This window comes from Candidatus Bathyarchaeota archaeon (assembly GCA_026014585.1).
GTDB lineage: Archaea > Thermoproteota > Bathyarchaeia > Bathyarchaeales > Bathycorpusculaceae > Bathycorpusculum.
Window position 1 is genome coordinate 161,832 of the sequence record JAOZIA010000002.1, and the last position, 13,121, is coordinate 174,952.

At 45.2% G+C, this 13,121-nt stretch carries 12 protein-coding genes and 1 tRNA gene; 4 read left to right on the forward strand and 9 right to left on the reverse strand.

Annotated elements, in window-relative coordinates; genetic code table 11:
- The 3 genes from NWF01_01040 to NWF01_01050 form a co-directional block, all read right to left on the reverse strand.
- Nucleotides 1-243, reverse strand: coding sequence for a KEOPS complex subunit Pcc1 (locus NWF01_01040; GenBank protein ID MCW4023606.1), 243 nt, complete (start codon nucleotides 241-243; stop codon nucleotides 1-3).
- Nucleotides 221-1,687, reverse strand: coding sequence for a DHH family phosphoesterase (locus NWF01_01045; protein MCW4023607.1), 1,467 nt, complete (start codon nucleotides 1,685-1,687; stop codon nucleotides 221-223). Before NWF01_01045 ends, NWF01_01040 begins: the two co-directional genes overlap by 23 nt.
- A gap of 100 nt (nucleotides 1,688-1,787) precedes the next feature.
- A complete protein-coding gene (locus NWF01_01050) occupies nucleotides 1,788-2,228 on the reverse strand; it encodes a 30S ribosomal protein S15 (protein MCW4023608.1) in 441 nt (146 codons plus the stop codon).
- 225 nt (nucleotides 2,229-2,453) lie between these two features.
- Between NWF01_01050 and NWF01_01055 the strand changes: the two genes are divergently transcribed.
- Nucleotides 2,454-2,876: an NEW3 domain-containing protein gene (locus tag NWF01_01055; protein ID MCW4023609.1), complete on the forward strand. Its 423-nt coding sequence runs from the start codon at nucleotides 2,454-2,456 to the stop codon at nucleotides 2,874-2,876.
- Between the two features lie 61 nt (nucleotides 2,877-2,937).
- A complete protein-coding gene (locus NWF01_01060) occupies nucleotides 2,938-3,495 on the forward strand; it encodes a hypothetical protein (protein ID MCW4023610.1) in 558 nt (185 codons plus the stop codon).
- Nucleotides 3,496-3,834: 339 nt separating this feature from the next.
- On the opposite strand, the gene NWF01_01065 is transcribed toward NWF01_01060, so the two are convergent.
- Together NWF01_01065 and NWF01_01070 are read right to left on the reverse strand one after the other, a co-directional pair.
- On the reverse strand, nucleotides 3,835-4,839 hold the full coding sequence (locus NWF01_01065; protein ID MCW4023611.1) for an ABC transporter permease: 1,005 nt from the start codon (nucleotides 4,837-4,839) through the stop codon (nucleotides 3,835-3,837).
- A 5-nt stretch (nucleotides 4,840-4,844) separates the two neighbouring features.
- Entirely contained in the window at nucleotides 4,845-5,861 is a 1,017-nt protein-coding gene (locus NWF01_01070) for an ATP-binding cassette domain-containing protein (GenBank protein ID MCW4023612.1), read from the reverse strand.
- Between the two features lie 89 nt (nucleotides 5,862-5,950).
- On the opposite strand from NWF01_01070, the gene NWF01_01075 reads away from it, so the two are divergent.
- On the forward strand, nucleotides 5,951-6,520 hold the full coding sequence (locus NWF01_01075) for a PadR family transcriptional regulator (GenBank protein MCW4023613.1): 570 nt from the start codon (nucleotides 5,951-5,953) through the stop codon (nucleotides 6,518-6,520).
- Here NWF01_01075 and mgtA read toward each other — a convergent pair.
- A complete protein-coding gene (mgtA, locus tag NWF01_01080; protein ID MCW4023614.1) occupies nucleotides 6,517-9,582 on the reverse strand; it encodes a magnesium-translocating P-type ATPase in 3,066 nt (1,021 codons plus the stop codon). The two genes, NWF01_01075 and mgtA, sit on opposite strands and share 4 nt — an antisense overlap.
- 209 nt (nucleotides 9,583-9,791) lie before the next feature.
- Here mgtA and NWF01_01085 point away from each other — a divergent pair, with 209 nt between their 5' ends.
- The gene (locus NWF01_01085) at nucleotides 9,792-10,253 is read left to right on the forward strand and encodes an ester cyclase (protein ID MCW4023615.1); all 462 of its coding nucleotides are present in this window, start codon (nucleotides 9,792-9,794) and stop codon (nucleotides 10,251-10,253) included.
- A gap of 17 nt (nucleotides 10,254-10,270) precedes the next feature.
- On the opposite strand, the gene NWF01_01090 is transcribed toward NWF01_01085, so the two are convergent.
- From NWF01_01090 to NWF01_01100, 3 genes are all read right to left on the reverse strand, one after another.
- Nucleotides 10,271-10,345 (reverse strand) — tRNA-Glu (locus tag NWF01_01090).
- A 214-nt stretch (nucleotides 10,346-10,559) separates the two neighbouring features.
- A complete protein-coding gene (gene thsB / locus NWF01_01095; protein ID MCW4023616.1) occupies nucleotides 10,560-12,200 on the reverse strand; it encodes a thermosome subunit beta in 1,641 nt (546 codons plus the stop codon).
- Between the two features lie 121 nt (nucleotides 12,201-12,321).
- A complete protein-coding gene (locus NWF01_01100; GenBank protein ID MCW4023617.1) occupies nucleotides 12,322-12,870 on the reverse strand; it encodes a THUMP domain-containing protein in 549 nt (182 codons plus the stop codon).
- Nucleotides 12,871-13,121 lie beyond the last annotated feature (251 nt).

The window sequence follows — 13,121 nt, forward strand, 5'->3', positions numbered from 1 at the left end:
TTATTTTTCCAGCATTTTAAGCGTTTTTTCTGCAGTTGAGACACAAAAAAGCAAATCATCAATGGTAGCCGTGAAAGTGGCAAGTTTTCCCTGACACACAATCTCAGTAACTACAGCGTTGCCTTCTCGGCAGGTTTTAACAGTTAAACCCGCGGGAGCTTTAAAATTGTCAGGCGAAACCGCATCTGCAACAGCCTGCGCCGCTTTTTCGTCAACGTAATTAAGCACTATTTTGGCTTCCAAGTTTCTCGCCCTTTAATTGCCGCCCGATTAATTCATCAACAATTTTGACAAATCCATCAACTTTTTCTAAGGGGCACTGTGCGCCTGCTGCGATGTTGTGTCCTCCGCCTTTGCCTTCGCTTTGTTCGGATGCTAACCGCATGACTTCGCCGAGGTTGACGCCTTTGCGGACTGCTGTATCACTGGTTCGTGAGGAGAATTTGACTGCGTTTTCTCCTTCTACTTTTGAGTATGCGATGACGGGTTTTTCCGTGTTTGGCAGGCTGTTTACGATGATGGAGCTGACGGTGCCAATGATTTTTTCGTTGATAAAGTCCTCGCCGTTAATAACGTAGATGTTGCTGAGTTCTTTCATGCGTTCAGGCTTTTCCATAACCCAGCCAAGATACTTGTTGATGCTCTTGCGGTAATCCTCCAAAATCTTGTTAGCCTCTGATAATGCGGCGGTGCGGTCGCCCATGCAAATTGCAATGCCCAAGCTTGGACGGTCCATGCGTCCTGTCGAGTTCAAAATAACCGCAAATTCCCTGCCATCACGCAGTGCAGTGTTAGCTTCCTCATGTGTCAGCACGTAAATGTGGCCAATTAGGCTATCAACTTCTAAGTGCATCTTTTTAGATAGCAGATGGTCTGCAAGAGCTGAGCAGAGCTTTTTTCGTTCTTCATCGTTTAGGTCGCTAAGTGCACGGAATTTTTCGCCCTGCTTTATGGGAATGTTTAGGCTCACCATAAACGCTAAGGCTTTGTCTTCCTCACCGCTCAAGCCTGGAATGAACGGGTTAGTTGTGGTAGCAAGCATCTTGTGAATTGCCCGTGTTTCTCTGCCAAAAAACGTTAAGTCCTTAACCACCTTAACCAAACCCGCCGCAACCGCATCATCCACAATCAGCTCGTTTAAGCCACCAAGGGCACGCTGGTCATAATGATCCTGCATATCACCCAATGCACCAATTAACGCGATTGGTGCTAAATCCACGTTTGAATGATTCATAGCCTTAGCAACAAAATATGCAACACCCGAACCGCTAACTTCTGTGGCGCCATCAATTCCGTAAACGTGCGGGTTAACTTGTACATGGTTTGGATTGGTTAGTGTTCTTGCGATTTGGTGGTGGTCAAGTATTGTGATTTTGGTGTTGGGAATTTTTTGGTTAAGAAGGTCAAGATAGCCGCTGCCAAAATCAGTGAAAATAACCAGTTGAGGTTTGTCCGCTACGATTTCGCCGACAATTTTCTCATCTACCCACTGAGTGATGCGAATACGAAAACGCGCGCCCAGTCTAAAGAGTGCTTTACCGATTACTCCTGCTGCTGCAATACCATCAGCATCCAAATGTGAAAACACGTGGATAAAGCCGTCTTTGGCAACGGTTTCGGTGATGACTTTTGCGGCTACTTGAGCGGATTTTTGGAATTGCTCGATTTGTTCTTGTTTAATTGGCATGCGGCTCACTTTGGAACATAAAAGACGGTTTGTTTAGATTTAAAGCTCACGTATTAAGACACAGAAAGCAAAAGGGATTAAACCGAAAGAAAAGGATGGTTTAGAAGATTGAAGCGATTTTTGCTTCGTACTTCCAGTTCTTTGCGACCACGCCTTCACGTTTGTAGTAGCGTGAAAGTTTGTGGATTCTTGCCTCGATAACTTGCATGTTGCGTTTGTTGTGGAGGTCTTTTTTGTTTTTCTCCATGTGAACTGCAAGACCGTTGGCTTTTTTCACCAAGTTGGCAAGGTCTTCGGGCATTGATGGCTCAAGACCTGCTGCTTCAAGAATCTCACTTACGCTTTTGCCCACTATGGGTTTAACCAGTGGGATTGCGTATTGGTCTCGTAAGACTGTACCTATGCTACTCATTGAGTGCCCTTCTTTAGCAAGACGAATAACAAAAGCTTCAACCTCTTCAGGCTGGTACTTGCACCAGCTTGGGGGTCTGCGGCTTACTGGTCTTGTTGAATGTGATTTTCCTTTTTCCTGTTTTGGCATCTTTACACCTTAAACTCTGCAATAACCACTAAAGACAAATATTTTAATCTAGTGCTTACTTCAGCCAAAAACATGTTTGTAACATCACTTTAGCGTACAATTATCAGTGAAACAGCGTGTTGAATTGTTTAATTAATGCAATCGAGCAACCGCTTATTTGAAAAAATCTATAAATCATCCAGCCCCCATTTTTCGCTGGGTCTCTAGAAGAGAGAGGGAATAAACGTGCAGAAGAGGGGGTTCCAACTTTTACTGCTAACCATAACCGCAGCCTTTATGGTTTGTACTTTGCTGATTAGCAGTTTATGTATGGGTGCCCCTGCAATTCAAGATGTAACCATAACAATAGACGGAGATAGCACCTTATACAGCAGTAGTGATTCTTCAATTCCGCTTCGCTGGGGCAACGTTGATTTTGGTTGCAACACCAAAACAGTCACAATAACCAACAATGCAGAATCAGACCTCCACATAAACATGGCTGTTTCAGAGTTGCCCTCTGGCTGGACGCTTAATTTTTCACTTGAAAACAAGGTGTTGCAGGCTGGATCCTCTGCTACTGGAACTTTAACGTTAACTGTGCCTGCAGATGCGTTAGCTGGCAGTTACCATTGGAACACAAATATCGCCCTGTGCACCGTGTCGTAGCTCTTTGTTTAGCAAAAGATAGAAAAACAAAGCAACCCATAGTTACTGACAGTGAACATGTTTGGCGTTAAACTGTTACCTCTCCAACAAAACCATCTGGATTGACTCAGCAGGATGGAGCGACCTGCTCTTGGGCGTGGTAGTTTGTGTTCTAAAACCGCCAGACCCCATGTTGCTGGAACGCCGCATTTCAGTGTCGTCTTTTCAATCGCCAAACTTTCAAAGCAAAAAATATCTTTCTGACGCTGTGCGAATCGCAAATGAAATCGTTTCAGTCATGCAACCCGACAGTGACACATGCATCAAAGTCTGCTCTGAGTATGTGCTCTCAGGCGTGATTGAGCACCTCAAAAACCAAGGTTTTAACGTGCAAAAAGTCGAATCCACTGGCGAGCTCGCAGTGCAAACTGATAAAGCCTACATTCGCTGGTGCATAGAAAAAGGTGTTCCCGAAGAAATACTGCGTGACAAAAAACGCTTCTTTGCCTTTGTTGATTGGGTTGCGGAAGCGCCTCATCTGCGAGAAAGCCTTGTTAAGACAGGCTGGGACAGTTGGGAAGGCAAATGGAAAGCAGAAGTAGCTCGAATACACCAAGAAAAACGCAAACCCCAAAACTAACCTCAAGGGCACACCCTATTTTTTGGTTGGGAAAACCGCTATTAGGGCTCTACCCCTCTATAGGTTTTCTGCATACTTTGGCTAATAGGCTCCAAATAGGTTTGCGAATTATTCAGAGCTTTAATCGTTTAAGTTTAAAAATAAACAAATAAAAAATTGAAGGGATTTTTATCGTGTCATCATTTTTTTGAAGACAGGCAATGCGATTGCTATCATGACGATTCCGAAGGCTATGAGGACGACGAGTTCGGTTGTGATTTGTGGTATGCCTGCGCCCAGCACCATGACTTTGCGTAGTGCGTCTGCTGCGTAAGTTAGCGGTAGGAAGTGGGCGATGGTTTACATGAATGCGGGCATGTTCTGGATTGGGAAGAACACACCGCTGAGGAACATCATGGGGAACATCAGGGTCATCATGAGCATCTGCGCAGTTTCCTGGTCCTTAGTGAAGCTGGTTATGACTATACCTAAGCCGACAAAGCTAAACACGCCCAACAACAGCAGCCCGAACACGAGCAGAATGCTGCCGTGGATGGTGACTCCGAAGATGCCAATCGCTAAGCCCAAGATAATTGCGCCCTGAAGCAGCCCACGTGCGGTTTGTGCTAAGGTTTTGCCCAGCAGAATCGAGAGGCGATTAATTGGTGCGACCATCATGCCGTCCATGGTTCCGATTTCTTTTTCCATGCTAATTGCTACGGGTAGACCTGTCATGACGCTCATCATTACGGTCATTGCCATGATGCCTGGGGCGATGAAGTCAAAGTAGTTGGTGCTGCCTTCGACTACACCTGCAGAGGCTATGTCGTAGGGTTCTACGATGGCGATGTTTGTCGTGTTGAGGTTTGCCAGTGCAGTTTGGGTACCCATTTCGCTAAAGACACCTGAAAGGACGCCTTGGATGGTTGCGGAAATCTGCGGATTTGACTGGTCAGTCATAATGATTATTGTACCCTGCTGTCCGCTTAGCATGCTAGCTGTGAAGTTTTCAGGAATTATTATGGCGCCACTTAGGGTGCCTCGCTGAATCTGCTCTTTTACGTCGATTATGCTGGAGGCATTTTGCAGGTTCATCAAATCAGCCTGCTGGTTAATGCCTTGCAGCGCGGCTATGAAGGCTTGGCTGGGCAGCGTATTGCCGCCTACGCCTGAGTCATCATTTACCAGTCCGATGGCTGCATTGTTTAAACTCACGCCGCCTGAGGGATAAATGAATCCGACCATTACCATCATGAACAGGGGCATAACTACCAGCAGCACTAAGCCGAGGCGGTTGCGGTAGAGTTCCACGGTGTCTTTCCAAGCGATTCTTAAACTGTGATTTATTACATCTTTTGCTGTCATCTAAATTACCTCACTCTTTTTGGCACCATGCCAAACCGTTTGGGGTCAGGGTCATGGATTTTCTGGTTTGCATTATCACGAACCTCATGCCCTGTAATATGCAAAAACACGTCTTCCAATGTGGGTTGTAGGTTTTCCATGGAGATGATTTTGCCGCCTTTGCTTCTGACTATGTCAATTATTGAGTTGAAGGCTTCTTCACCATGCACGATGAGGTGTAGGCGGGTAGCGTTTTCTTGTGTGGCTGCATCCACGCAGGGTAGCGCCTTGATGGATTCTATCATGTCAGGGGAGAGGTTGGCAACTTCCAGCTTGATTATCATGGTGTCAGAGCCAGAAATGATTTTTTTAAGATTCGTGGATGTGTCTAGTGCGATGATTTTGCCGTGGTCCACAATTGCGATGCGGTCACAGAGCAAATCCGCGTCAACCATCATGTGCGTGGTTAAAACCACGGTGGTTCCGTTTTCCTGATTCAGCTTCTTTATGAAATCCCGTATCTCCACAGATGTTTGAGGATCCAAACCCAGTGTAGGCTCATCAAGAAAGAGCACTTGGGGCATGTTTAGGAGTGCACGGACTACGTTCATGCGTTGGCGCATACCAGTTGAGAAGGTGTCAACCTGCGCATTTTTCCATTTGGTTAGTTGAACAAGTTCAAGTAAGTCATCTATGCGTTTGTTTAACGCATCTTTGGGAATGTTAAAGAGACTGCCAAAGAAGTACAGGTTTTCTTTGGCGGTTAGGCGGTTGTAGATTATCATTTTTTCGCTGACGATGCCTATGAGCCGGCGGACGGCGTTGTCGTTTTTGACGACATCATAGCCGCCGATGGTTGCTGTACCCTTGGTTGGGCGAGCGAGCGTGGCTAGAACACGCAGTGTGGTGCTTTTTCCTGCACCGTTGGGACCTAGTAAACCAAATATTTCGCCTTTTTTGACGTTAAAGCTTATGTCGTCTACTGCGGTGAATTTGCCGAAGGCTTTGGTTAGGTTGTTTACTTCGATGATGTTTTGGTCCAAAACGTTGTCACCATTCTTGATATTATTGAACGCAATATATCGCGTTAAAATATAAATATTCCTGTGAACATTTAATTTGACAGACCATAATGCAACCAAACAAACAAGACAAAGTAACCGCCAACTGGATGAAAGAAGCCCAAAAAGGCTACATCCGAATCGGCGTCCTCATCCTTCTCAACCGAAAACCCGCCCACGGCTACGAACTAATGAAAGAAATTAAAGACCGTACCAAAGGATTTTGGAGCCCCACCCCCGGCGGAGTCTACCCCATCCTTGCCAACCTTGAAAAAGCCCACTACATCAAAGGCGAATGGAGCACAAAAACGGGTAGAAAAATAAAAATTTACAAAATCACCCAATCAGGTAAACTAATCCTCAAAAACGCCCTAGAGAAACAAAGCGAAATCACCAACAACATGTACTCTCTCTTTAAAGAGTTCGCTGTTGACGTTCTCAAGATTGAGCCTGAAGCGTTCACGATGCCAACTCATTCCCCGTTTGCAGCGTTTCTTGAAGAAAAAGAAGAAAGAACCTTTCAACAACTGGAAGATGCAAAAAAGCATCTTTTGCAGTCAATAAAAATGCAGCAGGAACAACTAAAAGATATTAACAAGAAATTAGCTGAGGCAAGAAAAAACCAGCCTGAAAAAACTTAGCTGGATTGCTTGGGTACCAACAGTTCCGCGTATTCTTCATTAACGACTTTGTGCTTCTCCAGAACTGCCTTGTTCACTCTTATCCAGTCCTCACGTACCATCGGCCAGATTTCTTGGGTCATAACAAACTGGGTCACGTAGGGCTTGAGGGTGCTTTCTCGTTTTATTGTGCGTTCGCGCCACTCGATATTGATCAAACCTGTACGGCGTAGATGATGCAGATTCTGAATTACCTCGTCAGTGTTTATGGGGTAGTTTAGGCTTCGAACCAAATCCTCGATGAGTGAATCAATAGAGATTTCATCTTCTTCGCGTAAACAAACAACTGCTACCACATCCTGAACCAGTCGAGCTCGCTTGCTAAGATATAAGCCTCGTTTCTTTGGAACCAAAACCTGCTCTATACGGTAAGCATTATGCTTAAAGAACCAGTACTTCATGACCTCAGCAAGACCCAGATAAGACACAGTTATTATAATCAAAAACAAGAAGAATTCGAGGGGTGGCTGAACGAACAGGAAGTATTGGTCACCTAAGATTGTAAAGGGAATGGCTATGGCTACGGCGATTACGGCTGCGCTGCTTAGAATAAGGTATTTGCTGGGTTTACTCTTCCAGAACGGTGATATGCGGGTTCTAATTGCAAATATGACCACTGCCTGTGTTATTAGGGATTCTAAGAACCACGCGGTTTGGAATAGGCGACCGGGTAGGTCAGGGTCAGCCATCAGCATGACTGAGGGTATAAGCGGCAGGAAAGCAAATATCAAGACAAAAAATGTGATGAAGTCAAATAGTGAACTAACCGGTCCAAGAGTCATCATGAAGCGTTTTATGTAGCTGATGTCCCAGCGTTTGGGTTTTTCCACATACTCATCATCCACATTATCGGTGGTTATGGTGGATTGGGAAATGTCATAGAGAAGGTTGTTTAGCAGAATCTGAATTGGCAACATGGGAAAGAAGTTAAAACCCAACAGAGGCAAAATCAAAGAGGCACCTGCAACACTAAACATGTTGCCAAAGTTTGAGCTTACGCCCATCATAACATACTTCATGGTGTTGCCAAAGGTTTTGCGGCCTTCAAACACACCTTTAGCAAGCACGGTTAAGTCGTTCTTGAGTAGAATGATGTCAGCGGATTCTTTTGCAACATCCACCGCATTGTTCACGGAGATGCCGACATCGGCGGTTCGCAGTGAGGGTGCATCGTTGATGCCGTCGCCCATGAAGCCGACCACGTGACCGTTGTTTTTTAGAATTGTGATTATGCGGTCTTTTTGTATTGGGGTGACTCTTGCAAAAACGTTAGATTCTTCGGCAACTCGTGCTAATGCGTCATCGTCCATTTGGGATATTTCACTACCTAACGCGACACCTTTAACCTCAAAGCCCAGAGCTTCGCAGGTTTTTCTTGCAACAAGTTCATTGTCACCTGTAAGAACCTTGAGTTCTATCCCAGCCTTGCCCAGCAGTTCTATGGATTCTTTGGCTGTTTCTTTGGGTGGGTCCAAAAACGCCACGAACCCCATAAAAACCATGTCGCACTCGTCGTTAACGGTGTATACGGGTTTTTCTTCTCGAAGTTTCTTGTAGCCAACACCAAGAACACGGAAGCCTTCCGAACTTAAATCGAAGTATTTCTGCTCAGCTTTTTTGCGGATTTCATCAGTAAAATCAAGGAGCAAGCCGTCTAATTCGCAGAAAGAACTGACTTTAATGATTTCTTCTGGTGCACCCTTGGCGATAAAGAAGCGTTGGCGGTCTTTTTCCACCACTACACTGACTCGGCGTCGAACAAAATCGAAGGGCACTTCATCAATTTTCATGTAACCTGCGGTGTCGATTTTTTCGTGCTCAAGAATTGCCTCATCCATCGGGCTCTTTAAGCCTGTCTGGTAGTAACTGTTTAGGTAACCGTGAAGAAGCACGCGGTCGTCATCTTTTCCCTCAGCATCCACATGCAACACAAGCCTGATTTTATTCTCTGTCAATGTGCCAGTCTTGTCAGTGCAAAGCACGTTCATGCTGCCAAAGTTCTCAATAGACGCGAGTCGCTTGACGATAACGCCTTTTTTGGACATGCTTATGGCGCCTCTGGAGAGGTTAACGGTGATAATCATAGGCAACAGTTCAGGGGTCAAACCCACAGCTAATGCTACTGCAAAAAGCAACGCATTTAGGATGCCATTTGTGTCGGGGTGAAGCAGAGCGTTTACCATGAATACGAAAAGCACCAGTAAAATCGTGACCTGCATGATAAGAAAACCAAAGCCTCGGATGCCTTTCTCAAATTCTGTGTCTGGTGGTTTTTGAACCAGTTTTTTGGCGATTTTACCATACTCAGTTAAGCCGCCTGTACGGACAACAAGGGCGGTTGCGCTGCCGCTGACAACTGAGGTTCCCATGAAAAGGTAATTAGTCCACTCCGTTACTGCGGCATCTTTAGTTTTTACTGGCGTGGAGGTTTTTTCAACTGGAAAAGATTCGCCTGTGAGGGCTGACTGGTTGATGAATAGGTCTTTGGCGTTAATAACTCGGGAGTCTGCGGGAGTGATGTCTCCTGCGGATAGAAACACGATGTCACCTGGAACAATGTCGTGGAGTTTTACTTCTTGTTTTGCGCCGTCTCGAAGCGCGGTTGCGGTGGTGGTTACGGCTTCTTTGAGGGTTTCTGCGGCTTTCTCAGCTTTAGATTCCTGATAGTAATCTAAAATGACGCTGAGGAAAACTATGGAGAAAATAATCACCATGTTAGGCAACTCGCCAAGAATGCCCGAGATTAAGCCCGCAACCATCAAGATAATTACAAGAGGACTTTTGAAGTTGGAGAGAAAATCCACGACTGCAGAGTGCTTCTTTTTCTTTGCCAGCTCGTTTGCGCCATAAACTTCAAGACGCTGCTCAGCTTCTTCAGAGCTAAGTCCAGAAGTGGATGTTTCTAAACGGGTGATTAATTCGTTAACTGGCTTGCCGAGTAACTCATCAATAGTTAGTAGAGGCTGCGCTGTGGTTTGAGTTTCCTCGGGTGCACTCCCGTTTGAAAAGTCTGGTTTGCTCACAGCAAGTTTCCTCCATGTTTGTATCGCGCCAGTGCAATGCAGATTAAACCTACAGCATACGTCATCATCAATCTTAAAACAGTTTCTAAAAGCACACAGAAAAAAGCCCTAAACCAACATATTTTCCACACGTGCAAGCTATCATATTCATGAAAAGACAAATGTTAAATTTCGTAAACCTAACCTAATTGTTAGGAATAATGGTTTTTATGTCAGCTCAAGAAAATAAGAGAATTATTCGCAGGTTCATTGAAGCCTATAACGCGCGTCAGCTGGATGTTTTTGATGAGTTAGTTGCACCTGATTATGTAGACCATACACATCAGCAGAAGGGTCGAGAAAATTTTAAGCAGTTGTTCACTTTGGCTTTCAATGGGTTTCCCGATTGGCATGAAGCAATTCAGGACATGATAGCTGAAGAGGATAAAGTCTGGGTTCACGTTATAGCAACAGGCACACATACAGGCCACTGGAACCTTTTCGGAGTACCGTTGCCACCGACAGGCAAGAAAGTAACTTTGCCCATGGTTTTCTTTTTCCGCGTGGTAAACGGGAAACTTGTTGAAGGCGGAGAAGTGGATGACCAAGTCGACTTCTTTAAACAATTAGGATTCATAGAATACACCCAAAAAGGACTAAAACTCTTTCCCGAAGAAGCAAACACACCATAGCACAAAAAGAGATTTAGTGCTCTGGCCGGGATTCGAACCCGGGTCCGCGACTCGAGAGGCCGCTATACTTGACCGGACTATACTACCAGAGCATAACTTCCGTACATAAATTTAGACTCTATTAATTTACTTTCCCCTCAACAAAGCAGGTAATTGCAGCAAAAAGGTGTCCATTACATAGATGAACCATGTGGTTTTGTGGTAACACGATTTTGATATCGCGTGGCAGACCAAAAATATGCGAAAAGATAAGTGAGAAATACTTGAACAAAGAAAAATAAAAAAAATAAAAGTTAAGGGGGAGTTTTATTCCATGCCGGGCATTCCGCCGGGGCCACCTGGACCGCCTTTGGGTGCTTTGGCAGTGATGACATCGTCAATGCGAAGTATCATAGCTGCTGATTCAGCTGCGGATTTGATTGCTTGCTCTTTGACGACTGATGGCTCGATGACGCCGTTGTCGATGCTGTTTTGGATTTTGCCTGTGAAGATGTTTATGCCTTGGTTTTTGCCGTCTTCTTTGTCGTGTGAGCTGCGTAATTCAACAAGGATGTCAATTGGTTCTAAGCCTGCATTTTCTGCTAAGGTTCTTGGGATGACTTCGACTGCGTCTGCGAATGCTTCAACTGCAAGTTGTTCGCGTCCGCCGACTTTGGTTGCGTACTTACGAAGTTCTTTAGCTACTTCGATTTCAACTGCGCCTCCGCCTGCAACGATTTTGCCGTTCTCGATAACGTCAGAAACGACTGAGAGTGAATCGGTCATTGCGCGTTCTGCTTCGTCAACCATGCGTTCTAAGCCCGCACGGATAAGGATGGCTACGCTGTGGGGGTCTTTGCATTTTTCGACGAAAATCATTTTGTCATCGCCGATTTTGCGTTCCTCAACTAAGCCTGCCATGCCAAGGTCTGTTGCTTTGAGGTCGTCAATGTTTGAGACGATTCTTGCGCCTGTTGCACGTGAGAGTTTTTCCATGTCGGATTCTTTTACACGGCGTGCTGCAATGATGCCTTCTTTTGCAAGAAAGTGCTGGACCATGTCGTCGATGCCTTTTTGGCAGAATATAACTTGGGCGCCTGAGGCTTTGACTTTTTTGACCATGTCTTCCATCATGGTGTTTTCTTGGTCAAGGAAAGCTTTCATTTGGGTTGGGTCGCGTATGCGGATTTCTGCGCTGATTTCGGTTTTCTCGATTTCAAGTGCTGAGTCTAAAAGTGCGATTTTTGCGTTTTCTTTTTGTTTGGGCATGCCTGGGTTAACGATTTCTTTGTCAACAACTATGCCTTTGATAAGCTGTGTTTCCATCAGGCTTTTGCCTGTTTTCTTGACCATTTGGATGTTGTCGATGTCTGCAAGGATTTTGTCGCCGCGTTTTTCAGCAATCTGACTTACTGCGTCAATGCTGATTTGAGCCAGATGTTCTTTTGCTGCACCGACTGCTTTGCTGCTGGTTGAGGTCAATGCTACTTTGAGTAGTGTTTTTTTGTCGTTTGTGTCAATTGGGGTTGCGATTTGACCAACGATTTCGATGGCTTTGGCTGCTGCTTTTCGGTAGCCGCTAACCATTACGGTTGGGTGAATGTTTTGTTCGAGGAGTTCTTCGGATTTTTTGAGAAGTTCGCTTGCAAGCACTACGGCGGTGGTTGTTCCGTCGCCGACCATGTCGTCTTGTGTTTTGGCGATTTCAACCATCATCTTGGCTGCTGGATGTTCTACGTCGATTTCTTTGAGGATTGTTGCTCCGTCGTTGGTGATGGTTATGTCACCGAGACTGTCAATGAGCATTTTGTCCATTCCTCGTGGTCCAAGTGTGGTTTTTAGGACTTCACCGATTACTTGTGCTGCCATAATGTTGTTTTTTTGGGCTTCTTTTCCGCGGCTGCGGGTTGTTCCTTCTTTAAGGATTAGTACGGGTTGTCCTGAACCGGTTGTTGTTAAATATGCCATGTTATTATCCCTACTTTTCCAGAATTTTGTTTAATTCGGAAATAAGCAAAAACCAAACCCCAATATAAACCTTAACCCGCGTCAGAATAAGGATTAATGATTTTTAGAAAAACCTCAATCGTTAACTGGGCATCATTTTTTCTTTAACCACGCCCAAAACATCGCTGGGCGCAATCAAGGACAAACCCGTAAAGTTACCCAAAACCTCAACGAGCAAGATTAAGTCGGGATTGTGTAGGTCCACTGTGGCTTTAATATCACCAGCAGCGGCGTTGATGATGTCAGTTGAGTGCAGACTGGTGTAGCGTTTTTCCACGGTTACGCGAAATGTCTGTGACTCACCGATTTTTTGTGCCATCTCGTTTGCAGCTTTTTTGATTTCTTCTAAATCAGTTGGGACAACTTGCTGGATGGGGATTATGCGCAGAGCATATCGAAACTCGAAAGGTCGCTCAGCTAAAATGGTGCGGAATTTTTCTATGGCATCAAGCGGGTCGAGGCTGGTTTTGGCACAGACTAAGCCGCGTATGCCTGTTTTGCTGGCTTTGGCTTCTTGGTCACCTATATCATCTTTGAGGACGTATAGGAGTTCGTTGCACATTGCGCGTTCGTTGCCACGTGCACAGGAAGCAAGTAAGTTGAATTCTTTGAGGATTCTGTTCACCACCATGAAGGGATGAGTCTGTGGCTATTGTATCTTTTCACTAGAAGTCTGGTGGTCAGTGAATATTGACGTGCTATCACAGCGTAAGCTCAAAGCCGTCGCCTCACATCATCCCAAAACAAAAACCAGCCCCCAACAATTTAATCCTTACCCACACACAAACCTGCAGAGCACCTGATTTTTGGCTTGAAAACGCACCAATAATGACCTCCCTCTATAGGTTTTCTGCATAGGTTGGCTATTAGGAGCCTAATAGA